Source organism: Paracoccus sp. pheM1 (assembly GCF_018499825.1).
Taxonomy (GTDB): Bacteria; Pseudomonadota; Alphaproteobacteria; order Rhodobacterales; family Rhodobacteraceae; genus Paracoccus; species Paracoccus versutus.
In genome coordinates this window covers 1,069,434-1,092,715 of the sequence record NZ_JAGXCX010000002.1, presented here as the reverse complement: position 1 = coordinate 1,092,715, position 23,282 = coordinate 1,069,434, and the positions used below count along the sequence as shown (strand labels likewise).

Here is a 23,282-nt window from a genome sequence, read left to right as displayed (position 1 = left end):
GGGCGGCAATCGGGCCTGAATGCTTGCCCCTGGCCGGAAAATCCGGTTTTCTGGCGGGCATCAGACGGGGAAGGAAGCATGGACGACAGCACGATGGTGACGGTGGCCGAGCTTGGCCGGATGGTCGAGTCGCTTTTCATGCGCGCCGGCTTCAACGCCCAGCAGGCCGATGCCATCGCCCGCATCATCACCGCCGCCGAGCGCGACGGCGCGAAATCGCACGGCATCTATCGTATCGAAGGCTGCCTGCGCACCCTGGCGGCCGGCAAGGTTTTCCCCGATGCGCGACCGGAGCTGATCGACGAGGGCAGCGCCGTGATCCGGGTCGGGGCCGGCGGCGGCTTTTCCCCCGCCGCCTTCGAACTGGGCCTGCCGGCGCTGGCCGGCCGCGCGGAAAAGCTGGGGCTGGCGGCGCTGGTCATCAACGATTGCGTGCATTACTCGGCGCTGTGGCCCGAGGTCGAGGCGCTGGCGGCGCGCGGCCTTGCCGGGCTTGCCATGTGCCCCAGCTATGCCGCCGTCGCCCCGGCGGGCGGCAACCGGCCGATCCTGGGCACCAACCCCATCGCCTTTGCCTGGCCGCGTGCGGGGGCCGCCCCCTACGTCTTCGACTTCGCCACCTCGGCCGCGGCGCGGGGCGAGATCGAGCTGCTGGCGCGGGCGGGCGAACCCCTGCCCGAAGGCTGGGCGCTGGACGCGGCCGGCCAGCCCACCACCGATCCCCAGGCGGCGCTGGCCGGGGCCATGCTGCCCTTTGGCGGGCACAAGGGCTCGGCCATCTCGACCATGGTCGAGCTGCTGGCGGGGGTGATGATCGGCGACCTGACCAGCCAGGGCGCGCTGGACGAACTGGGCACGCTGGCCCTGGCGCCCAGGCATGGCGAGCTGATCCTGGCCTTTTCGCCGGCGCGTTTCGCCGCCGGCCGGCCCGGCGATCCGCTGGCTGCGGCCGAGGCGCTGTTCGACGCCATCCTGGGCCAGGGCGCGCGCCTGCCCGGCCAGCGCCGCCTTGCCGCCCGCGCCCGCTCCGAGGCCGAGGGCATCGCGCTGACCGCCGCAGAACTGGCGCTGATCGAGCGCTTCCAGCGCGAGGGGCTGGCGGCGCTGGGCTGATCGCGGTCCGGCGGGGGCCAAGCGGCTGCACGACCGGCGGTCGGCATGCATCGCGGCCGTCTCGTGCGCCGGCTGCCGGAAAGCGGCTGAGCAGAATCGTCCATCCGTCCCAGGCGGTGTGGCCGGCCCAAGGGCAGGGGTCGATCATGCGCGACGCCGGCATTGCGCGGGGCTTGCAAGGCAGGCCCCCGTTCCGATCCTGTGCATCAGGTGCAGAAGCCTAGCCGTCGGTTCTCGGCTCAGGGCGGGCCACCGGGCGCGGCATCGGCGGAACTGGAGCGGCGGATCCTCGCCACGCCAGCCGCCGGACTGGCAGGCCGCCGGGCCGCGCTGCCACGGCCCCGCGGACAGGCCCGCGAAATGCCGCGGTGCCGGTCCAGAACCGGGGCGGGCGTTCGATCATGCCCCGACCTTGCGGCGGGCGGATCAGCCTAGCGCATGGCGGCAAGCCAGTCCTGAATCGCGGCCAGCGATTCGGGCTCGTCGAGGAAGGGGACATGGGCGCGATCGGGCACCTCGGCCAGGATCATCTGGGGATGCCGGCAGCGCATCTCGGTCGCGGTCTCATGCGCCAGCAGGTCCGAATTCGCCCCGCGCACCAGCGCCAGAGGCAGCCCCTGCGCGGCGTCGAACAGCGGCCACAGATCGACCTCGGGCCCATTGAAGGCGGCCAGGAACGCCTCGCGCAGGGCGGGGTCGTAGTTGATGCGCAGGCCCGCGGGCGTCTCGGCGTAATGGCGCCGCGCCTCGTCCAGCCATCGGCTTGCCGGCACGCCGGCAAAGCCGGGCATGAGGGCGGGCAGGCGCTCTGCCATGTCCTCCAGGCTTTTCGCGGCCGGGTTGCGGCCGACATAGTCGAAGATCCGCTCCAGCCCGCTGCGCTCCAATGCCGGGCCGACATCGTTCAGGCACAGGCCCAACAGCCGGTCGCGCGCCGTCGCGGCCAGCAGCATGCCGATGATCCCCCCGCGCGAGGTGCCCAGCACCGCCGCCTGCGCGATGCCCAGGTGATCCAGCAGCGCCAGCGCGTCCCGCGCCTCTTGCGGGACGGTATAGCTGTCCGCGCCGGTCCAATCCGAATCGCCGCGGCCGCGGTAATCCGGCCGGATCAGCCGCACGCCGGCCAGATGCGGCGCCAGATAGTCGAAATCCCGCCCCGTCCGGGTCAGCCCCGGCAGGGCCAGGACCGCCAGCCCCTCGCCCTCGTCGCGATAGGCCAGCCGGGCGCCGTCCTCGGCCTGGAAGAAGCGGACGGGCATCACAGGTTTTCCGACTGCGGCATGCCCAGCACGTGATAGCCGCCATCGACCAGCACGATCTCGCCCGTGGTGCAGGCGCCCCAGTCCGAACACAGCCAGACCGCCGTGCCGCCGATCGCCTCCAGCGTGGCATTGGCGCGCAGCGGGGCATTGGCCTCGGTATGGCGATAGGTCTTGCGGGCGCCGCCGATGGCTGCGCCGGCCAGGGTCTTCATCGGGCCGGGGCTGATCGCGTTGACGCGAATCCCCTCGGGGCCCAGGTCGTTGGCCAGGTAGCGGACCGAGGATTCCAATGCGGCCTTTGCCACCCCCATGACGTTGTAGAACGGCGTGACCCGGTTCGAGCCGGCATAGGTCAGCGTGATGATCGAGCCGCCATTCCTCATCAGGGGCTGCGCGCGCCGGGCCAGGTCGATCAGCGAATAGCACGAAATCGTCAAGGAATTCTTGAAATTGTCGCGGGTCGTATCGATGAATCGCCCGGTCAGCTCGTTCTTGTCGGAATAGGCGACGGCATGGACCAGGAAATCCAGCCCGCCCCAGCGCGATTCGATCGCCGCAAAGGCGCGGTCGAGCGATTCGTCGTCCAGCACGTCGACATCCATCAGGAAGTCCGAGCCCAGCGATTGCGCCAGGGGCTCGACCCGCTTGCCGAAAGCCTCGCCCTGATAGGAAAAGGCCAGTTCCGCGCCCTGATCCGCCAGCGCCTTCGCAATCCCCCAAGCGATCGAGCGGTCATTCGCGACCCCCATCACAAGGCCGCGTTTGCCTTTCATCAATTCGCTCATGGCTTAACCTTTTCTTGGTTTATTCGCGGTATTTCGACAGGAGCAGCGTGGCGTTGGTGCCGCCAAAACCGAAACTGTTGGAAAGGACACTATCGAAATCGACGTCATCCATGCGCGTCTGCGCAATCTCCTCGGGCCGGATCTCGGGGTCCAGCTCGGTGATGTTGGCCGAGGCGGCGATGAAGCCCTGCTGCATCATCAAGAGCGAATAGATCGCCTCATGCACGCCGGTCGCGCCCAGCGAATGGCCGGTCAGCGACTTGGTCGACGACACCGGCGGCACCGCGCCCTCGCCAAAGACCCGGCGCAGCGCCTTGATCTCGCCCACGTCGCCCACCGGGGTCGAGGTGCCATGCGCATTGACATAGCTGACGCGCCGCCCCTCGGGCAGGGTGGACAGCGCCAGCCGCATCGAGCGCTCGCCGCCCTCGCCGGAAGGGGCGACCATGTCATAGCCGTCGCTGGTCGCGCCATAGCCGGTGACCTCGGCATAGATGCGGGCGCCGCGGGCCAGGGCGTGGCCCAGCTCCTCCAGCACCACCACCCCGGCGCCGCCGGCGATGACGAAGCCGTCGCGGGTCGCGTCGAAGGGGCGCGAGGCCGTCTGGGGCGTGTCGTTGTATTTCGACGACATCGCGCCCATGGCGTCGAACAGGCAGCTGAGCGTCCAGTCCAGCTCCTCGCCGCCGCCGGCGAAGACGATGTCCTGCTTGCCCATCTGGATCAGCTCGGTGCCGTTGCCGATGCAATGCGCCGAGGTCGAGCAGGCCGAGGTGATCGAATAGTTCACGCCCTTGATCCTGAAGGGCGTGGCCAGGCAGGCCGAATTGGTCGAGGACATGCAGCGCGTGACCATGAAGGGGCCCATGCGCTTGGGCGCACCCTTCTCGATCACGGTGCGATGCGCCTCGAACAGGTTGGCGGTCGACGGCCCGCCCGAGCCCATGACCAGGCCCGAGCGCTCGTTCGAGACATCCTCGGGCGCCAGGCCCGCATCCTCGATCGCCTGCTGCATGGCGATGAAGTTATAGGCCGCGCCCGCGCCCATGAAGCGCAGGTTGCGCTTGTCGATATGGTCCTCGACGGCGATCTGCGGCATGCCGTGAACCTGGCTGCGAAAGCCGTGCTCGGCATATTCGGGGGCGAAGACGATGCCCGAGCGGCCGGCGCGCAGGCTTTCGGTGACCTCGGTGGCATTGTTGCCGATGGGAGAGACGATGCCCAGCCCGGTGATGACGACACGGCGCATGGCGTGCTCCTTGTTCATGTGTCAGGCGGCCGACAGGGCAACCTTCATGTCCTTGACCTCATAGATGGTTTCGCCGTCGGCCTCGACACGGCCGTCGGCGACGCCCATGGTCAGGCGACGGGTCTGGACCGCCTTGGTGAAATCGACGAAATAGCGCAAGAGCTTGCGGTCGGGGCGGACCATGCCGGTCAGCTTGACCTCGCCCACGCCAAGCGCATAGCCGCGCCCCTGCCAGCCGCGCCAGCCCAGGTTGAAGCCGGTCAGCTGCCACAGCCCGTCAAGGCCCAGGCAGCCCGGCATGATCGGATTGCCGGGAAAATGGCAGGCAAAGAACCACAGGTCGGGATGGATGTCGAATTCGGCGACGACATGGCCCTTGCCATGCGGGCCGGCATCGGCGGAAATCTCGGTGATGCGATCCATCATCAGCATCGGCGGCTCGGGCAATTGGGCATTTCCGGGGCCGAACAACTCGCCACGGGCGCAGGCCAGCAGATCTTCCTTGTCAAAGCTGGTCCGTGTCATCGTCATGCGCGTGTGTTCCCCTCGATCCGACGTTGCGTTAACTGCTGCGGCGGCTGCCGGGCAAGGCCCGCGCCGCACTTGCTTTCGGGTCTATCATTCCGTCCCGGCAGGGCGCAAGGGCGCAGGTTTTGCGGGTTTTTGCGTCGGATATGCCGGCGGTTGCCAAAGACGGAGGCGCGGCGGACGATTTGCCGCAGCTTTCCCCGCCCGGCAGGACGGGCGGGCCTTGCGCGCCATGGCCGGCGCCGCATCCGGGGGCTTTGCGCCCCCAGACCCCCGCAGGATATTTCAACACGAAAGAACCGGGCAGGAGAATACCGGGCCGCGGCTTCTTTCGTGCCGAAATATCCTGGGGGAGCGCGGAACGCGCGGGGGCAAAGCCCCCATGACGGGGGAACGGGCGGTCAGCCGGCCTGTTCCGCGGCCAGTTCGCGGGTGCGGCGGGCGATCAGGGCGATGCCCGGCGCGATGTCCCCCTCGCGGATCGAGGAATAGCCCAGCCGGAAGAAGGCGCAGGGCTGCGGCGGGGTTTCGAAGAAGACCTCGCCCGGCTCGATCAGCACGCTGTCCTCTTGCAGCCTTGCCGCCAGGACGGCGCTGTCGATGCCGGCCGGTCCCTCGATCCACAGGCTCGACCCGCCCGAGCGCGCCGCCCCGGCGATGCGCAGCCCGGTGGCCGCCAGCGCCTGCTCCATCAGCGCGCGGCGGCGTTTCAGCGCCCCGCGCAGCCGCACGATATGCGCGTCGTAATGGCCGAGCGCCAGGAAATAGGCGGTGATCCTTTGCAGGTGGTTCGGCGGGTGGCGCAGCATGATGGCGCGCAGCGCGCGGGCCCGCGCGATGAAGGGCGCCGGCGCCACCATGTAGCCGATGCGCAGCCCCGGAAACAGCGATTTCGAGAAGCTGCCGACATAGATCACCCGCCCCGACCGGTCGAGCGATTTCAGCGCCGGCGCCGGCGGGGCGAGATAGGACATCTCGAAGTCGTAATCGTCCTCGACGATCAGGAAATCATGCGCGGCGGCGCGGACCAGCAGGTCGCGGCGCCGCGCCAGCGGCATGGTCGCGCCGGTCGGGATGTTGTGGCTGGGCGTCACGATCACCAGCCGCGTCCCCTGCGGCAGCAGCTCGGGGTTCAGCCCGCCCTCGTCCACGTCGAGGAAGGTGGTCGGGCTGTGGGCGCGGCGCAGGGTCTCGGCGAAATCGGGATAGCCCGGATCCTCGGTCACGGCCAGCCGATCGCCGCGCGCCAGCAGCTCGACGGCGATGAACAGCGCGTTCTGCGCCCCCAGCGTCACCAGCACCTCGTCCGGCTCGGCCTGGATGCCGCGGCGGGGCAGGGAATGCGAGCAGATGTAGTCGATCAGCATCGGGTCGTCGGCGCCGTAGAGGTCCGAGGCCAGCTCGCCGAAATCCCGCGTCCCCCAGGCCCGGCGGGCGCAGTCGCGCCAGGCGTTGTGGTCGAAGAGCGCCGCGTCGCTTTGCCCGTAGATGAAGGGATAGCGGAAGTCGCGCCAGTTCGCCGGCTTGCGGATCACCCGCTGCCGCGGCAGCTGGCCCGCAAGCCAGCTGTCCCAGTCGAGCGCGGTCTCGTGCGGCACGGGCTCCTGCACCTTCAGCCGGCGGTGCGGCACGGTGGCGGCGACGATGATGCCGGACCGTGCCCGCGTCTCCAGATAGCCCTGGCTGACCAGCTCCTGGTAGACCAGCGTCACGGTCATCCGCGAAATCCCCAGCGCAGCGGCCAGCCCCCGCGACGAGGGCAGCCGCGTGCCCGGCCGCGCCCGCGTCTCCAGGATCGCCCGCACGATGGCCGCCGCCAGCCGCGCCTGCAGCGTGCCTGCATCGCTGTCGCGGGAAAAGAACATTTCGACGGGAATCCGGTCGCTCATCTGGCCTTATCTTTGCTTTCATCTGGACATATCGTTACGCCCCGTCACCTGCAACATTTTGCCGCAGAAGCAACCGTGCAGAGTTGCCCATGCCAATCACCGGGGCTGAGCCGACAGGCTCGGCCGCGTCGCAAGACCAACAATCGAAAGACAGGGAGTCACAAGAATGACCAACATGAACCGGGCCGGAGTCTTCCTGGCCGCGATGACGCTTGGCGCCGGCCTCGGCCTGGCCCCCGCCCATGCCGAGACCACCGTGGTCGTCGGCTACCAGCAGATCGTCGGCCCCTTCATCGCCGCCATCGCCGACGGCCGGCTGGACGCCGCGGCCAAGGAGGCGGGCTACAAGATCGACTGGCGGCAGTTTTCCTCGGGCGGCGACATCTCGACGGCGCTTGCCTCGGGCAACGTGCCGGTGGGGGTGATCGGCTCGACCGGGATCGCCGCCGCGGCGACGCGCGGGGTGGAGTTCGAGCTGTTCTGGATCCTCGACAATATCGGCAAGTCCGAGGCGCTGGTCGCCCGCAACGGCTCGGGCATCGAGAAGCCCGAGGATCTGGCCGGCAAGAACGTCGCCGTGCCCTTCGTCTCGACCTCACATTTCCACCTGCTGGTCGGGATGGACCAGGTCTGGAAGATCGACCCGCGCGGCGTCAACATCCTGAACATGAAGCCGCCGCAGATCCTGGCCGCCTGGCAGCGCGGCGACATCGACGCGGCCTATGTCTGGCCGCCGGTGCTGACCGAGCTGATGAAGGAAGGCACGGTCATCGCCGACAGCGAACAGATTGGCGCGGCCAGCGTGCCGACCTTCGACGGGCTGGTGGCGGACAAGAAATTCGCTGCCGAGAACCCGGACTTCATGGCCGCCTTTACCAAGGCGCTGGCCGGGGCCTATGCCGATTACAATGCCGACAAGGCGGCCTGGACCGAGGATTCCCCGCAGGTCGCCGGCATCGTCAAGATGATCGGCGGCGACGCCGCCGGCACGGTCGAGGCGCTGAACATGCTGTCCTTCCCGGATGCGGCCGAGCAGGCCTCCGAGACCTGGCTGACCGGCGGCGCGGTGCGCGCGCTGGGCGAAAGCGCCCGCTTCCTGGTCGAGCAGAAGCAGATCGACGGCGCGCTGGACGATTACGCCCCCTTCGTGAACCCGAGCTTCGCCCAGGCCGCGGCGCAATAGGCGGCGGGCCCCCTGCGGGGCCGCCTTCCCGCGCGCTTCAACCCTTTCCTCTGAAAGACCGCTGATATGCAGACACTGAAAGTTTCCGACGTCAGCCTGATCTATCCGGGCCATCACAAGGGCGCCCCCGTCACGGCGCTGAAAGGCGTGAACCTCGAGGTCAAGAGCGGCGATTTCGTCGTGGCGCTGGGTGCCTCGGGTTGCGGCAAGACCACGCTCCTGAACCTGATGGCCGGGTTCATGGCGCCCTCGGCCGGGCAGATCACGCTGGGCGACCGCCCGGTCGCCGGCCCCGGCGCCGAGCGCGGCGTGGTGTTCCAGAAACACGCGCTGCTGCCCTGGCTGAACGTCATCGACAACGTGGAATTCGGCCTGAAACTGCAGGGCGTGGACGCCAGGACAAGGCGCGAGCGCGCGGTGAAGAACCTGGCGCTGGTCGGCCTGCAGGACTTCCACAAGCACATGATCTATCACCTGTCGGGCGGCATGCAGCAGCGCGTCGGCATCGCCCGCGCCCTGACCTGCGACCCGGCCATGCTGCTGATGGACGAGCCGATGGCGGCGCTGGACGCGCTGACCCGCGAGACGGTGCAGGAACTGCTGCTGCAGATCTGGCAGCAGACCGACAAGATGTATTTCTTCATCACCCACAGCGTCGAGGAGGCGCTGTTCCTCGGCTCGCGGCTGATCGTCATGTCGCCGCGGCCGGGCCGCATCACCCACACCTACGAGCTGGACTTCAACCGCCGCTTCCTGGCCGAGGGCAATGCCCGCGCCATCAAGTCCAGCCCCGATTTCATCGAGATGAGGGAGCAGATCCTTGGCATCATCTATGGCGACGAACGCGCCGGCGAGCAGGAAAAGATCCATGCTTGACCGGCTGATGAAAGCACGCCCGGCCCGGCCCGGCGTATCCTACGGCGCCCCCGGCGACGGCTCCAGCGCGCTCATCAGCCTGGCCACGGCGCTGGCGCTGATCGCGCTGTGGTTCCTTGTCACCGGCATGGGCTGGGTCAGGCCGCTGTTCCTGCCCTCGCCCGCCGCGGTCTGGGGCAAGTTCGTGCTGGCCGCGACCGAGGGCGTGTCGAACTCGACCCTGGTGCAGCATACGCTGGCCAGCCTCGGCCGGGTGCTGGGCGCCTTCTTCCTGGCGCTGGCCGTCGCGGTGCCGGTCGGCATCCTGATGGGGGTGAACCGGGTGGTCCGGGGCCTGCTGGACCCGATCATCGAGTTCTACCGCCCGCTGCCGCCCTTGGCCTATCTGCCGCTGATCATCATCTGGCTGGGCATCGGCGAGTTTCCCAAGGTCTTCCTGATCTTCCTGGCGATCTTTGCCCCCATGGCCATCGCGGCGCGGGCCGGCGTGCGCTCGGTCTCGATCGAGCAGATCCATGCCGCCTACGCCATGGGCGCCAGCAAGCTGCAGGTGATCTTCCACGTCATCCTGAAGGCGGCGCTGCCCGAGATCTTCACCGGCATGCGCATCGGCATCGGCGTGGGCTGGACGACGCTGGTCGCGGCCGAGATGGTCGCCGCCCACCGCGGCCTGGGCTTCATGGTGCTGAACTCGGCCGAATACCTGGCCAGCGACGCCGTGATCATGGGGATCATCGTGATCGGCATCCTGGCCTTTGCCTTCGACCTGCTGATCCGCCGCATCGAACGGGCGCTGATCCCCTGGAAGGGCAAGGTCTGACCCCCGTCCGCCGGATCTGACCCGCAACCATTCACCGCAAACGTCCCGGAGGCGCGCCCGCGCGCCGCCGACCGGGAGAGGAGTATCCACCGATGACCCGCAAGCTGACCGCCGGCGACCTGAAGGCCACCTTCGACGCCTTCAACCGCCACGACATCGACGGCGTGATGACCCATTTCGCCGAGGATTGCGTGTTCTACACCGTCGCCGGCGAGCATGAATACGGCAACAAGGTCGAGGGCAAGGCCGCCATCGCCAGGGCCTTCGAGACCGTCTGGACCACGATGCCGGACGTCGAATGGGCCGACCACACGCATTTCCTGTCCGAGGACGGCACCCGCGGCGTGTCGCAATGGACCTTCCGCGCCACCAACCCGGACGGCAGCCGGACCGAAGTTCAGGGCGTGGACCTGTTCCGCATCGCGGACGGCCGGATCGTCGAGAAGCAGGCGATCCGCAAGCAGCGCCCGGCCATCCCCGCCCCTGCCCCCGCCTCCGCCCTTGCCGAGAAATGAGGCCCGCCATGCAGGCGATCGAGAAACGAGCGGGCGCGCAGCCCTACGACCCGTTCTATGACCCCATCACCAGCCGCAGCCTGGGCCCGCGCAGCGATTACGCGCCGACCTACTGGATCGGCACCGCCGGCGAGCCGCCTGCGGACGACGGCCCGGTCACGCGCGACATGGATGCCGACGTGGTGGTGATCGGCTCGGGCTATACCGGCCTTTCCTGCGCCCTCCACCTGGCCAAGATGCACGGCATCAAGGCCACCGTGCTGGAAGCGAACGGCGTCGCCTATGGCTGTTCGACCCGCAACGGCGGGCAGGCGCAGGTCAGCTCGGGCCGGCTCAAGCGCAGCCAGTGGATCGAGCGCTGGGGCCTCGATACCGCCAAGGGCCTGCATGCCGAGGTCTGCGAAGGGTTCGCGCTGTTCCGCGGGCTGATCCGCGACCATGCGATCGACTGCGATCCGCAGGACGGCGGGCATTACTACATCGCCCACAAGGCCAGCGTGATGCCCGCGCTGCAGAAGGATGCGGCGCTTCTGCGCGAAACCTTCGGCTACGACGCCCGCATGATCTCGCGCGACGAGCTGCACCGGACCGTCGTGCGCGACATGGAGGCGCATGGCGCCATGTGGGAGGTGGACGGCGTCGGCATCCATGCCGCGAAGCTGGCCTTCGGCTACCTGCGCGTCGCCCGCGAACTGGGCGCGAAAGTGCATGTCGACAGCCCGGTGCAGGGCTGGGAATACCGCGGCGGCGTGCATCACCTGCGCACGCCGGGCGGCACGGTGCGCGCCAAGCGCGTGGCGGTGGCGACGGCGGCCTATGCGCCGCGCGGCCTGCACCCGCGGCTCAGGGACCGGCTGATGCCGATCATGTCGAACAGCATCGTCACCCGTGTGCTGACGCCGGGCGAGCTGGAGGCGGTCGGCATCCGGAAGCTCTCGCCGCTGACCGACACCCGGACGCTGCGGCATTACTACCGGCTGCTGCCCGACAACCGGCTGCAGATCGGCTCGCGTGCCGCGATCACCGGCCGCGATGCCGCGAACCCGGCGCATCTGGAGGCGCTGAAGCAGGGGATGGCCCGCAAGTTCCCCGCCCTGCGCGGGATCGAGCTGGACTACAGCTGGTGGGGCTGGGTGGATGTCAGCCACGACATGATGCCGCGCATCACCGGACTGGCCGACCTGCCCGGCGCCTTCTATGCGCTGGGCTATGGCGGCAACGGCGTGATGTATTCCGCCATGGCCGGGCGGCGCATGGCGCAGCTGGTCGCGGGCGAGGCTGTGCCCAGGCTGCCGATCTTCAACGACGAATTGCCGCATGAGGGCTGGAGGACGCCGTTCCGGCGCCTCGGCCAATGGGGCCTCTACAAACTCTATCACTTCCGCGACGAGCGCAAATAAGGAGCCATCGCCATGAGAATGACCACTGAGGAGTCTTTTGTGAAAGTTCTCCAGCTTCACGGGATCGAGCATGCGTTCGGGATCATCGGCTCTGCGATGATGCCTGTGTCGGACCTGTTTCCCAGGGCTGGGATCACGTTCTGGGACTGCGCGCACGAGACGAACGCCGGGATGATGGCGGACGGGTTCACCCGCTCGACCGGCCGGATGTCGATGGCGATCGCGCAGAACGGCCCCGGCGTGACCGGCTTCGTCACGCCGGTCAAGACCGCCTACTGGAACCACACCCCGCTGCTCTTGGTCACGCCGCAGGCGGCGAACCGCACCATCGGCCAGGGCGGCTTCCAGGAGATGGAGCAGATGCGCATCTTCGCCGATTGCGTCTGCTACCAGGAAGAGGTGCGCGACGCCTCGCGCATCCCCGAGGTCCTGAACCGGGTGATCATGCAGGCCTGGCGCAACTCGGCCCCGGCGCAGATCAACATCCCGCGCGACTTCTGGACCCAGGTCATCGACGTGGAGCTGCCGCAGGTGGTCGCCTTCGAGCGGCCCGCGGGCGGCGAGCAGGCGGTGGCCGAGGCGGCAAAGCTGCTGTCCGCGGCCGAGTTCCCGGTGATCCTGTCGGGCGCCGGCGTGGTGCTGTCGGGCGCGATCCCGGAGCTGGCCAGGCTGGCCGAGCGGCTGGATGCGCCGGTCTGCTCGAACTACCAGCACAACGACAGCTTCCCCGGCTCGCACCCGCTGGCCATGGGCCCCTTGGGCTACAACGGCTCGAAGGCGGCGATGGAGATCATCGCCAGGGCCGACGTGGTGCTGGCGCTGGGCACGCGATTGAACCCGTTCTCGACCCTGCCGGGCTATGGCATCGACTACTGGCCGAAGGACGCCAGGATCATCCAGGTCGACATCAACGCCGACCGCATCGGGCTGACCAAGAAGGTCACGGTCGGCATCCAGGGCGACGCGGCCAAGGTGGCGCGCGGCATCCTGGCGCAGCTCGCCCCCACCGCCGGCGATGCCGGCCGGGCGGAACGCAAGGCGCTGGTGGCGCAGACCAGGTCCCGCTGGGCGCAGGAACTGTCGAGCCTGGACCACGAGGAGGACGATCCCGGCACCGAATGGAACGAGGACGCGCGCAGGCGCGACGCCGGGCTGATGAGCCCGCGCCAGGCCTGGCGGGCGATCATGCAGGCGGTGCCGAAGGAGGCGATCGTCAGCTCGGACATCGGCAACAACTGCGCCATCGGCAATGCCTACCCGAGCTTCGAGGCCGGGCGGAAATACCTGGCGCCGGGGCTGTTCGGGCCCTGCGGCTACGGCTTCCCGGCGATCCTGGGCGCCAAGATCGGCAATCCGGACGTGCCGGTGATCGGCTTTGCCGGCGACGGCGCCTTCGGCATCTCGATGAACGAGATGACCGCCTGCGGCCGCGAGGACTGGCCGGCGATCACCATGGTGATCTTCCGCAACTACCAGTGGGGGGCGGAAAAGCGCAACACCACGCTGTGGTACGACAACAACTTCGTCGGCACCGAGCTGGACCGCGACACCTCCTATGCGAAGATCGCCCAGGCCTGCGGGCTCGTCGGCGTGCAGGTGAAGAGCCAGGAGGAACTGACCGCGGCGCTGCACGATGCGGTCGAGCGGCAGATGAAGAACCGCGAGACCACCTTCATCGAGGTGCTGCTGAACCAGGAACTGGGCGAGCCCTTCCGCCGCGACGCGATGAAGAAGCCGGTGGTGGTCGCCGGCATCGACCCGGCCGACATGCGCCCCCAGCAGGGCGCGGCCTGAGGCGGGACGGCGGCGGAAGGCCGGGGCGTCCCCTGCCTTTCTCCGTTTCCCAAATACCCCGGGGGGGCGCTTGCGCGGCCCCATCGAGGGGCCGCGCAAGCGCGAGGGGGGCAGGGCCCCCCTCGGCGCCCCCGCCCCGCCCGCGGCCCCCATGACACCCCCCGGCGCGCAGCAACAAGCGCCCCGGCCCATCCCCGCATCCCGGTGAGGACGATGATTTCCACCATGATCCCTTCGCGCGGCCTGATCGAGGAAGCCTTTCCGGGCTTCGCCGTCTCGGCGCTGGTCGCGGCCACGGCGCAGTTCCTGTCGGATCATTACGGCGCCCCCGCCATGCTGCTGGCGCTGCTTCTGGGCCTGGCGCTGAACTTCCTGGCCGAGGAGGGCACCCGCACCGCCCCCGGCATCGCCTTTACCGCGCGCACCGTGCTGCGGCTGGGGGTGGCGCTTCTGGGCGCGCGCATCTCGGCCGGCATGCTGGCGGCGCTGGGGCCGGGCGCCATCGCGCTGGTGGCGGCGGGCGTGGTGCTGACCATCCTGTTCGCCCTTGCCGCCAGCCGGCTGGCCGGCCGCGGCTGGCGCTTTGCGCTGCTGACCGGCGGCTCGGTGGCGATCTGCGGCGCCTCGGCGGCCATGGCCATCGCCGCCGTCCTGCCCCGGCACGAGAAATCCGAACGCGACCTGGTCTTCACCGTGCTGTCCGTCACCGTGCTTTCGACCGTGGCCATGGTGCTCTACCCGATGCTGGCCGGGCTTTTCGGCTTCACCGCCCGCGATTCCGGCGTCTTCCTGGGCGGCACCATCCATGACGTCGCCCAGGTGGTCGGCGCCGGCTTCTCGATCGGCCCCGAGGCGGGCGAGACCGCGACCCTGGTCAAGCTGATCCGCGTCGCCATGCTGGCGCCGGTGGTGCTGTGCTTTTCCCTGGCGATCCGGGCGCGCGGGCTTTCGGACCGCCGGGGCGGCAAGGCGCCGCCGCTGCTGCCGGGCTTCGTCATCGGCTTTCTCGCGCTCGCCACGCTCAACAGCCTGGGGCTGGTGCCGCCGGCGGTCTCGGACTTCGCCGGGCAGCTGTCCCGCTGGGCATTGCTGATCGCCATCGCCGCCGTCGGCATCAAGACCTCGCTCGGCAAGATGCTCGAGGTCGGCGCCGGCGCCATCGGGCTGATCGTGGCCGAGACCGTGTTCCTGGGCGTCTTCGTCGTCGCCGGCCTGCATTTCCTGGGGTAAGAGATGAAACCGCTCGAGCGCATCCACCAGACCGCCAAGGCGCTGGACCGCCACATCATCCTGTCCGAGGGCGACGACCCGCGCGTGGCCGAGGCCGCCCGCCGGCTGCTGGCCGAGGGGCTGGCGCGCGTCACCCTGATGGGCGGGCCCGAGATCCCCGGCGCCCGCCGCATCGACCCGGCCGGCGCGCCCGACCTGGCGGAACTGGCCGACCATTGGCACCGCATGCGCGCGGCCAGGGGCATGACCGGCGAACGCGCGCTGGCCGAGATGCGCGACCCGATCCGCCAGGCGGCGATGCGGGTGCGGCTGGGCCAGGCCGACGGCACGCTGGGCGGCGCCGTCGCCACCACCGCCGACACCGTCCGCGCCGCATTGCAGATCATCGGCCGGGCCCCCGATGCCGGCATCGTGTCGAGCTTTTTCCTGATGCTGTCCTGCGGGCCGGGCGCGCCGATCAGGGGCGGCATGATCTTTGCCGATTGCGGGCTGGTGATCCAGCCCGACGCGCAGGAGCTCGCCGCCATCGCGCTTTCGGCCGCCGGAAGCTGCCGCCGGCTGCTGGCCGAGGAGCCGCGGGTGGCGCTGCTGTCCTTCTCGACCGCGGGCTCGGCCGACCACCCGAGCCTCGGGCGGCTGCGCGAGGCGCTGGCGCTGATCCGCGCCGCGGCCCCGGATCTCGAGGTGGATGGCGAGATGCAGTTCGACGCCGCGCTGGACGAGGCGATCCGGGCGAGGAAGGCGCCGGCCAGCCGGCTGTCGGGGCGGCCGAACGTCTTCGTCTTTCCCGACCTCGCCGCGGGCAATATCGGCTACAAGATCGCCGAGCGCCTGGGCGGCCTCACCGCCATCGGGCCCATCCTGCAGGGACTGGCAAAACCCGCAAACGACCTCTCGCGAGGATGCTCCGTCAAAGACATCGTCGACGCAGCAGCCGTAACCGCCGTCCAGACAGCAGAGCCCGGGCCGGTCGCCGCGTCCTAGCGGCGGCCCGACCCGCTGCGTTCAGCGCCCGGCCGGGGCGGCATAGACGGCCGACCAGAAGCGGGTCCGGCCATCCGCGCCGGTGGCGTGGCCGATGCCGAACTGCCGGACCTGCGGGATCAGGATATTGGCCCGGTGCCCGCTGGAGCTGTTCCATTCCCCCAGCACCTGGTCGGCGCCGTAGGGGCCGGCGGCGATGTTCTCGGCGGTGATGCGCGGCGCATATCCCAGCGCCTTGAGCCGTTGCGCCGGGCCGCTGCTGCGGCTGCCGGCATGGCTCATCCGGCCGCGCTGCGCCATGTCGCAGGCATGGGCGGCCGCGGCCTGCGACAGCAGGGCATTGGCCTGGACCGCGGGCAGCCCGGCCTGGCTGCGGGCGCGGTTGGTGGCGCTGAGGCCGGACCGGACGACCTGCGGGCTGGGGGCGCTGCATTCGACCAGGCCCGGCGCCGAGACCTGCACGTCATAGGCCTTGTCCGGCCCGGCGCTTGGCGGCGCCGTGCATGCGGCAAGCAGCAGGCAGGCCGCAACCGCCGTGCATGCGGGGTGGGGGATTTCGTGCGGCATCGTGTTTTCCTCCTGATGCGATGGAAGAACGCCTGCGGCACGACTGGAAAAACCTGAACGAAAGCACGATGGAAATGCGGGTCGCAGCGCCCTGGGGCTGTGCCGGCGATCTTCGGACACGTCATGCGTGCAAAACGACCCGGAAGGGGACATGGTTCCTGATCCGCTGCGGCGCTGGAACAAGGCCGCTTGCGGGCGTTTCACCCGGTCCTCGCGGAATTTTCGTGCAAATCCCAAGGAGAGACGACCGATGAGCCGCCCGGTCAGGCGTGAGGCGGCCGGCCCAGCCCCCGATACAGCCCCCGATGCAGGCCGGCCATGGGGGTGCTGGTGACGGGGGCGACGGGGCTGATCGGGCAAAGCGTCTGCACCCGGCTGGTCGCCGACGGCCATGTCGTCCTGGGCACCACCCGCAGCGCCGCGCCGGCGGCACCCGGCGCGGTCTCGGGCTGGATCCGGGTGGATTTCCGCCAGGCGCGCGAGCCCGAGACCTGGCTGCCGCATCTTCGCGACATCGACGCGGTGGTGAACTGCGTCGGCGTGCTGCAGGACAATGCGCGCGAGGATACCGCCGCCGCCCATGCCACCGGGGCGGAGGCGCTGTTTCGCGCCTGCGCGGCGGCGGGGGTGCGGCGGGCCGTGCATTTCTCGGCCATCGGGTGGACCGGCGGCAGGCCTCGGCCTATTCGGCCAGCAAGCTCAAGGGCGACAGGGCGCTGATGGCGCTGGACCCGGACTGGGTGATCCTGCGGCCCTCGGTGGTGCTAGGCGGCCCTGCCCGTGCTGCCGGTGATGCCCGTGACCGGCCCCCTGCAGGGGGCGGCGCTGGAGAATGTGGCCGAAACCGTGGCGTTCTTCGTCCCGCCCGACCGGCCGGCACGGCTGGCGCTGGAACTGGCCGGGCCAGAGCGGCTGTCCTTTGCCCAGGTGGTGGCGCTGCATCGCGCCTGGCTGGGCTGGCGCCCGGCGCGGCCGCTGGCGCTGCCTGGCTGGTGGCGGGCCTGCTTTACCGGGCGGGCGACCTGGCGGGCAGGCTGGGCCGGCGCCCGCCGCTGCGCAGCACCGCGCGGGCCGAGATCCGCCACGGCGCCGTCGGCGACCCGGCGCCCTGGACGCAACTGACCGGCATCCGGCCCCGCGGCCTGGAGGAGACCTTGCGCGCGCGCCCGGCCACGGTGCAGGAGCGCTGGTTCGCCCGGCTTTATCCCATCAAGCCGGTGCTGTTCGTGGTGCTGGTGCTGTTCTGGACGCTGACCGCGATCATCTCGCTGACCACGGATTTCGAGAACGGGCTGGAACTGATGCATCGGGCGCTGGCCGGGCCGGGGGTGGTCGCGGGCGCGCTGGCCTGGCACCTGGGCTATGGGCTGGGCGAGCATCGGATCGTGCTGTCGCTGCTGCTTTATTTGCTGACCGGCGCCTTCTGGCTGCCGGTGGTCTGGATGCAGATGCAGATGCGCGACCTGGCCGTCGCGGCGCTGCACCGGCGCGCGCGCTTCCGCCGCGCTGTTTTCGGGCCTGGTTCGCCTTCGGCTTTCCGGCCTTTGCCGCCGTGCCGGGCATCTTCTGGCTGATGATCGCGCGGCCGGCGCAGATCTGGTAGGGCCCCGCCTCAGGGCGGCGGCCGGCCCCTGCCGCCGGCGGCCGGCCCGGCAAAGACCGTCCGGCAGGCCTGCACAAAGGCGTGGACCGCCGGATGCCGGGCGCCGGACCGCTGCCAGATCACCCCGGTATGCCGCGCCTCGCCGGCGGGCAGCAGGGTCTTGCGCAGCCGCAGCCCATCCGGCCAGGGCGGTGCCCAGTCGGGGACGATGGCCACCCCCAGGCCCCGGTCCACCAGCGCGGCGATGGCGTCCAGCGCGTCCAGCTCCAGCCATTCCTGCACCTTCAGCCCGTGGTCGCGGATGTATTTGTCCACGATCTGCCCGCCCCATTGGTTGCGGTCGTAGCGGATGAAGCGCGACCGCTCGATCAGCACATGCGGGTCGAGCGGCGGCGCGGATTGCGAGGCGATGAAGACCAGCGGCTCGTCGCGGATGGTCAGCCAGTCGGTGGATTTCGGGATGGCGAATTGCGGCCTGACGATGATCGCCGCGTCCAGCTGTCCCTCGACCACGCGATGGTAGAGATCGACCGACGAGCCGGGCTGGACGAAATATTCGATCGAGGGATAGTCGGCGCTGAGCCGGGTGATGATGGCCGGCAGCAATCCGGTCAGCGAGGTCGCGGTCGCGCCCAGCCGCAACTGCCCCGCCGGCACCCCGTTCGCCGCCAGCGCCTGAAGATCGCGCGCGCCCTGCACCAGCGCGCGGGCGTGATCCAGGATCGCCAGCCCCTGGGCCGTGGGCTGCACCGTGCGCCCCGAGCGCAGGACCAGCTTGTGCCCCAGCTCCTGCTCCAGCGCGTGCAGGCGCTGGGTCAGGGCCGCCGGCGTGCGGTTCAGCCGCCGGGCCGCCTCGGCGATCGAGCCGCAATCGGCGATGGCGATGAAGGTTTCCAGAAAGCGCAGGTCCATGGGGCCGATCCTCATCTGCCGGGCCGCCGGTCATTATGGCGGGACGGCCTGCCCCTTGCCAGCGGGTTTTCTTTTCCGGCCATTACGAAAACGGGGTCTGAGGGCCAGGTTCCGTTTCTTGCCCGCGCAGCGGCCGGCGGCAAGACTGGCGGCGGAAAACCGGGGACGACGCATGCCGATCGAATTGCTGAAATACGGGTTGAGACGGGGCCACCGGCCCTATCGCGACATTCCCTCCACGCCTGAGCTGCGCAGAAGCTACGATGTCGTCATCATCGGCGGCGGCGGCCACGGGCTGGCGGCGGCCTATTACCTGTCGCATTACCACGGCATCTCGAACATCGCCGTGCTGGAAAAGGGCTATCTGGCCGGCGGCAACACGGCGCGCAACACGACGACGGTGCGCTCGAACTACCTGACGCTGCCCTCGATCGAGTTCTATCGCGAAGGCGTCTCGCTGTTCGAGACCATGTCGCAGGAGCTGGGCTTCAACGTCATGTTCTCGCAGCGCGGCCAGCTGACGCTGGCCCATTCCGACGCGGCCATGCGCAGCTTTCGCCTGCGGGCCGAGATGGGCAAGCATGCCGGCATCCGCGCCGAGGTCGTCGATGCCCAGACCGTGCAGGAGCTGTGCCCGCATGTGAACATGGATTTCGGTGGCCAGCACGAGGTCCTGGGCGGGCTGTGGCACGCCGACGGCGGCACCGCGCGCCACGATGCCGTCGCCTGGGGCTATGCCAAGCGCGCCGCCGAGCGCGGGGTCGAGATCCACCAGCGCACCGAGGTCACGGGCTTCGGCATCGCCAGCGGCCGCGTGACCGAAATACGGACCAACCGCGGCACCGTCCTGGCTGGGCAGGTCTTGCAGGCGGCGGGCGGGATGAACGGGCGCATCGCCGAAATGGCCGGCATCCGGCTGCCGATCCGCTGCTTTCCCCTGCAGGCCATGGTCACGCAGCCGCTCAAGCCGTTCCTGGACATCCTGCTGTCCTCGTCGAACCTGCATACCTATCTGGTGCAGTCCTCGCGCGGGGAGATCGTGATCGGCGGCGGGACCGACCCCTACCAGCTGGCCTCGACCCGCTCCAGCTTGCCGCAGAAAGAGGCGCTGGCCACCGGCGCGCTGCAGCTGATGCCCTTCCTGCACAACGTCAAGCTTTTGCGGCAATGGGCGGGGATCACCGACATCACCCCGGATTTCAGCCCGATCATGGGCGCCTCGCCCCTGCAGAACTATTGGCTGGACGCGGGCTGGGGCACCTGGGGGTTCAAGGCGACGGCGGTGGCGGGCAAGCGCATGGCCGAAACCATCGCGACCGGGCGGGTGCCCGACATCCTGATGCCCTTTGCGCTGGAGCGCTTTGCGCGATTCGAGCTTCTGAACGAAATGGGCGCCACGGCGGCCGGGCATTGAGGTGCTGCGATGAAGATCATGACCTGCCCGGTGAACGGGCCCCGCAATATTTCCGAATTCCAATGGCTCGGCCCCGTCCAAGCCGAGGACGAGGCCCGCGACGAAACCCTGGTCGAGCGGCTTTTCCTGGCGCCGAACCCGATGGGCGTGCTGCGCGAATGGTGGCGCCACACCCCCTCGAACACGGTGTTCATCGCCGAACGCAACCTGATTTCCGATGAAATCCTGCGCACCTGGCTGAAGGGTTCGGACGCAGACAAACCCACGAGCGCCGCATGAGCAACAGACTTGGCCACGGCTGGGGCAGCCGCATCGACCGCAACGCCGCCATCGGCTTCACCTTCGAGGGGCGGCCCGTCTCTGCCCATCCCGGCGACACCATCGCCAGCGCGCTGGCCGCCAAGGGCGAATGGATCCTGTCGCGGTCCTTCAAGTATCACCGCCCGCGCGGCATCCTGACCATGGCCGGGCAGGACGCCAATACCCTGGTGCAGATCGGCGACGAGGCCAATGTCCGCGCCGACCTGCGCCAGGTGGCCGAGGGCATGGCGGTCACGCCGCTGAACGTCAGCGGCAGCCTGCGCCGGGATCGCGGCCGCATCATCGACCACCTGGGCCGCTTCCTGCCGGTGGGTTTCTATTACCGCACCTTCTTCGGGCCGCGCAGGACCAGCTGGCTGAAGCTGTGGGAGCCGATCATCCGCGCCTCGGCCGGGCTGGGCACCGTCAGCCTGGACCCGGCGCCGCGCCGCTATCTCAAGGAAACCCGGCATTGCGACGTGCTGGTGGTGGGGGCGGGGCCGGCCGGCCTTGCCGCCGCCATCGCCGCCGCCGAGGCGGGCGCCGACGTGATCCTGGCCGAGAAGGAGCCGGAACTGGGCGGCGCGCTGACCTATGCCCGCTTCGGCGTCGAAACCGCCGATGCGGCCCGCCACCTGGACGCGCTGCGCCGGCAGGCGGCGGCGGCCGGGATCGCGGTCCTGTCCGGCGCGACCTGCAACGGGCATTTCGCCGACAACTGGCTGCCGGTGCTGCAAGGCGACCGCCTGATCCGCATCCGCGCGGCCGAGCTGGTGCTGGCCACCGGCGCGCACGAGCAGCCGCTGATCTTTCGCAACAACGACCTGCCCGGCATCATGCTGTCCTCGGCCGCGCAGCGCCTGATGCGGCATTACGGCGTGCGTCCGGGCCGGCGGGCGGTGGTCTATGCCGGCGACCGCGACGGCTATCTGGCGGCCCTGGACCTGGACGATGCCGGCGTCAGGATCGCCGCGGTGATCGACCCCGAGGCCGAGGACCGCGACGGCCTTGCCCCGGAACTGGCGCGGCGCGGGGTGCCGGTCATGCGCGGCTGCACCATCCGGCAGGCCCGCGGCGGCCTGCACCTGAAGGCGGTCGAGGTCCAGGACCGCCAGGGCGGCCGGACCCGGCTGGACTGCGACCTGCTGGTCATGGCCGGCGGCTATACGCCGGGCTACCAGCTTGCGCTTCATGCCGGGGCGCGGCTGTCCTCGGACGACGGCGGCACGCGTTTCTCGATCACCGGGGTGCCGGCGCACGTCCACCTTGCCGGGGCGGCGGCGGGCCTGTCCGACCTGGCGGCGGTGATCGAAAGCGGCCGGATCACCGGGCTGCGCGCCGCGGCCGGGCTGGGCCTGGCGCCCGCGCAGGATCTGCCGGCGCCGGCGCCGGTGCAGGCCGGCTGGCGCCGCGCCGCGCCCTCGCCGGCCCATCCCAAGGGCCGCGACTTCGTCGATTTCGACGAGGATCTCCAGGTCAAGGACATCGAGAACGCCATCGCCGACGGCTATCGCGAACTGGAGCTGGTGAAGCGCTATTCCACCGTCGGCATGGGGCCGTCGCAGGGGCGGCATTCGGCGCTGGCCACGGCGCGCATCGTCGCCCGCAAGACCGCGCGCAGCCTGGCCGAGGTCGGCATCACCACCGCGCGCCCGCCCTTCGGCCCGGAAAGGCTGGGCCTTCTGGCCGATACCACGCCCGAACGCCACCGCCGCACGCCGCTGCACGCCGCCCATCTGGCGGCCGGGGCCCGGATGACGCCGGTGGGCGCCTGGTGGCGGCCCCTGGTCTATCCCGGCGCCGACGCGCCCGAGGATGCGATCCGGCGCGAGATCCACATGGTGCGCGAGGCGGCGGGGATGCTGGACGTCTCGACCCTGGGCAAGCTGGAGATCCGCGGGCCGGATGCAGGGGCCTTCCTGGACCGCATCTATACCATGGCCCATGCCGGGCAGCCGGTGGGCCGGGTGCGCTATTGCCTGGCCCTGAACGAGATGGGGTCGATCCTGGACGACGGCGTGGCCTTCCGCCTGTCGGACGAGCATTTCTACGTGACGGCGACCACCGGCGCGGTCGATCGGCTTTTCGCCGAGATGATGCTGCAAAAGACCATCATGGGCGCCAGGGTGGACATCCAGAACGTGACCGCGGCCTTCGGCGCCATGAACCTGACCGGCCCCAGGGCCCGCGAGGTGCTGGAGCGCCTGCCCGGCAGCATCGACTTCGGCCGCGAGGGCTTTGCCTTCCTGGACGGGCGCGAGGGCGAACTGGCGGGTTGTCCGGTCCGGGTCATGCGCATCGGCTTCACCGGCGAGCTGAGCTACGAGATCCACCTGCCGCAATCCCATGCCGCCGGGCTTTGGGCGGCGCTGCTCGAGGCGGGGGCGGACCTGGGGCTGCGGCCCTATGGGCTCGAGGCGTCGCGCATCCTGCGGCTGGAAAAGGGCCATATCATCATCGGGCAGGACACCGATGCGCTGTCCACGCCGGACGAGCTGGGCATGGGCTGGGCGCTGTCGCGCAAGAAGCCCTTCTACATCGGCAAGCCCGCGGTCGAGCGCCGCCGCGCCCTGGGCGACAAGCGCCGGCTTTGCGGCTTTGCCCTGCCGGACGAGGGGAATGCGGCCGGGGTGGGCGAATCCGCGCTGGTGCTTCAGGACGGCAAGCCTGTCGGCCATGTCACCTCCTTCGGGTATTCGCCGACGCTGGGGCAATGGATCGGGCTGGCCCATGTCGCCCCCGACCAGGCCGAGCCGGGGTCGCGGATCACCCTGCGCGGCTTTGCCGGCGCCGAGGTCGAGGCGCCCGTCGTCGCGCTGCCCTTCCATGACAAAGACAATGCACGACAGGAGATGTGA

Annotated in this window: 22 protein-coding genes; 15 read left to right on the top strand and 7 right to left on the bottom strand. The window is 69.9% G+C overall.

Annotated elements, in window-relative coordinates; genetic code table 11:
• Positions 1-78 precede the first annotated feature (78 nt).
• Positions 79-1,113, top strand: a complete 1,035-nt coding sequence (locus KF941_RS19460; RefSeq protein WP_214274280.1) for an Ldh family oxidoreductase — start codon at positions 79-81, stop codon at positions 1,111-1,113.
• Positions 1,114-1,544: 431 nt separating this feature from the next.
• Here KF941_RS19460 and KF941_RS19455 read toward each other — a convergent pair whose 3' ends face one another.
• The 5 genes from KF941_RS19455 to KF941_RS19435 form a co-directional block, all read right to left on the bottom strand.
• Entirely contained in the window at positions 1,545-2,372 is an 828-nt protein-coding gene (locus KF941_RS19455; RefSeq protein WP_214274279.1) for an alpha/beta hydrolase, read from the bottom strand.
• Positions 2,372-3,160: an enoyl-ACP reductase gene (locus KF941_RS19450; protein WP_214274278.1), complete on the bottom strand. Its 789-nt coding sequence runs from the start codon at positions 3,158-3,160 to the stop codon at positions 2,372-2,374. Before KF941_RS19450 ends, KF941_RS19455 begins: the two co-directional genes overlap by 1 nt.
• Before the next feature lie 19 nt (positions 3,161-3,179).
• Complete coding sequence (gene fabB / locus KF941_RS19445) at positions 3,180-4,409, bottom strand: beta-ketoacyl-ACP synthase I (protein WP_072462122.1); 1,230 nt, start codon at positions 4,407-4,409, stop codon at positions 3,180-3,182.
• Between the two features lie 21 nt (positions 4,410-4,430).
• Entirely contained in the window at positions 4,431-4,940 is a 510-nt protein-coding gene (gene fabA / locus KF941_RS19440; RefSeq protein WP_036756139.1) for a bifunctional 3-hydroxydecanoyl-ACP dehydratase/trans-2-decenoyl-ACP isomerase, read from the bottom strand.
• Positions 4,941-5,338: 398 nt separating this feature from the next.
• The gene (locus KF941_RS19435) at positions 5,339-6,826 is read right to left on the bottom strand and encodes a PLP-dependent aminotransferase family protein (RefSeq protein ID WP_214274277.1); all 1,488 of its coding nucleotides are present in this window, start codon (positions 6,824-6,826) and stop codon (positions 5,339-5,341) included.
• A 166-nt stretch (positions 6,827-6,992) separates the two neighbouring features.
• Here KF941_RS19435 and tauA point away from each other — a divergent pair, with 166 nt between their 5' ends.
• The 8 genes from tauA to KF941_RS19395 all read left to right on the top strand — a co-directional run bounded on the left by tauA (position 6,993) and on the right by KF941_RS19395 (position 15,628).
• The gene (gene tauA / locus KF941_RS19430) at positions 6,993-8,009 is read left to right on the top strand and encodes a taurine ABC transporter substrate-binding protein (RefSeq protein ID WP_214274276.1); all 1,017 of its coding nucleotides are present in this window, start codon (positions 6,993-6,995) and stop codon (positions 8,007-8,009) included.
• A 66-nt stretch (positions 8,010-8,075) separates the two neighbouring features.
• Positions 8,076-8,885 carry a taurine ABC transporter ATP-binding protein gene (locus KF941_RS19425; protein WP_036756131.1) on the top strand — a complete coding sequence of 270 codons (810 nt, stop codon included), beginning with the start codon at positions 8,076-8,078 and terminating at the stop codon, positions 8,883-8,885.
• The gene (locus KF941_RS19420) at positions 8,878-9,705 is read left to right on the top strand and encodes an ABC transporter permease subunit (protein WP_036756128.1); all 828 of its coding nucleotides are present in this window, start codon (positions 8,878-8,880) and stop codon (positions 9,703-9,705) included. Before KF941_RS19425 ends, KF941_RS19420 begins: the two co-directional genes overlap by 8 nt.
• Positions 9,706-9,797: 92 nt before the next feature.
• Positions 9,798-10,220, top strand: coding sequence for a nuclear transport factor 2 family protein (locus tag KF941_RS19415; protein ID WP_116171109.1), 423 nt, complete (start codon positions 9,798-9,800; stop codon positions 10,218-10,220).
• Between the two features lie 8 nt (positions 10,221-10,228).
• Complete coding sequence (locus KF941_RS19410; RefSeq protein WP_214274275.1) at positions 10,229-11,620, top strand: FAD-binding oxidoreductase; 1,392 nt, start codon at positions 10,229-10,231, stop codon at positions 11,618-11,620.
• Between the two features lie 12 nt (positions 11,621-11,632).
• Complete coding sequence (gene xsc / locus KF941_RS19405) at positions 11,633-13,414, top strand: sulfoacetaldehyde acetyltransferase (protein WP_072462046.1); 1,782 nt, start codon at positions 11,633-11,635, stop codon at positions 13,412-13,414.
• Positions 13,415-13,627: 213 nt separating this feature from the next.
• A complete protein-coding gene (locus tag KF941_RS19400) occupies positions 13,628-14,644 on the top strand; it encodes a putative sulfate exporter family transporter (protein ID WP_214272461.1) in 1,017 nt (338 codons plus the stop codon).
• Positions 14,645-14,647: 3 nt separating this feature from the next.
• Positions 14,648-15,628, top strand: coding sequence for a phosphate acetyltransferase (locus KF941_RS19395; protein ID WP_214274274.1), 981 nt, complete (start codon positions 14,648-14,650; stop codon positions 15,626-15,628).
• A gap of 21 nt (positions 15,629-15,649) precedes the next feature.
• On the opposite strand, the gene KF941_RS19390 is transcribed toward KF941_RS19395, so the two are convergent.
• Entirely contained in the window at positions 15,650-16,195 is a 546-nt protein-coding gene (locus KF941_RS19390; protein WP_083539305.1) for a CAP domain-containing protein, read from the bottom strand.
• 318 nt (positions 16,196-16,513) lie between these two features.
• Between KF941_RS19390 and KF941_RS19385 the strand changes: the two genes are divergently transcribed.
• From KF941_RS19385 to KF941_RS19375, 3 genes are all read left to right on the top strand, one after another.
• Complete coding sequence (locus KF941_RS19385; RefSeq protein ID WP_116220453.1) at positions 16,514-16,915, top strand: NAD-dependent epimerase/dehydratase family protein; 402 nt, start codon at positions 16,514-16,516, stop codon at positions 16,913-16,915.
• A gap of 78 nt (positions 16,916-16,993) precedes the next feature.
• On the top strand, positions 16,994-17,317 hold the full coding sequence (locus KF941_RS19380) for a hypothetical protein (protein WP_214274273.1): 324 nt from the start codon (positions 16,994-16,996) through the stop codon (positions 17,315-17,317).
• 32 nt (positions 17,318-17,349) lie between these two features.
• On the top strand, positions 17,350-17,769 hold the full coding sequence (locus KF941_RS19375; protein WP_346429015.1) for a DUF2269 family protein: 420 nt from the start codon (positions 17,350-17,352) through the stop codon (positions 17,767-17,769).
• Between the two features lie 38 nt (positions 17,770-17,807).
• Here KF941_RS19375 and KF941_RS19370 read toward each other — a convergent pair whose 3' ends face one another.
• Complete coding sequence (locus KF941_RS19370) at positions 17,808-18,710, bottom strand: LysR family transcriptional regulator (protein WP_214274272.1); 903 nt, start codon at positions 18,708-18,710, stop codon at positions 17,808-17,810.
• A 172-nt stretch (positions 18,711-18,882) separates the two neighbouring features.
• Here KF941_RS19370 and KF941_RS19365 point away from each other — a divergent pair, with 172 nt between their 5' ends.
• From KF941_RS19365 to KF941_RS28415, 3 genes are read left to right on the top strand one after another with little or no spacing between them, the layout of a single operon-like run.
• Positions 18,883-20,124, top strand: a complete 1,242-nt coding sequence (locus KF941_RS19365) for an FAD-dependent oxidoreductase (RefSeq protein WP_214274271.1) — start codon at positions 18,883-18,885, stop codon at positions 20,122-20,124.
• A 9-nt stretch (positions 20,125-20,133) separates the two neighbouring features.
• Positions 20,134-20,403, top strand: coding sequence for a sarcosine oxidase subunit delta (locus KF941_RS19360; protein WP_116220450.1), 270 nt, complete (start codon positions 20,134-20,136; stop codon positions 20,401-20,403).
• Positions 20,400-23,282: a 2Fe-2S iron-sulfur cluster-binding protein gene (locus KF941_RS28415; protein ID WP_214274270.1), complete on the top strand. Its 2,883-nt coding sequence runs from the start codon at positions 20,400-20,402 to the stop codon at positions 23,280-23,282. The genes KF941_RS19360 and KF941_RS28415 overlap by 4 nt, the downstream gene beginning before the upstream one ends.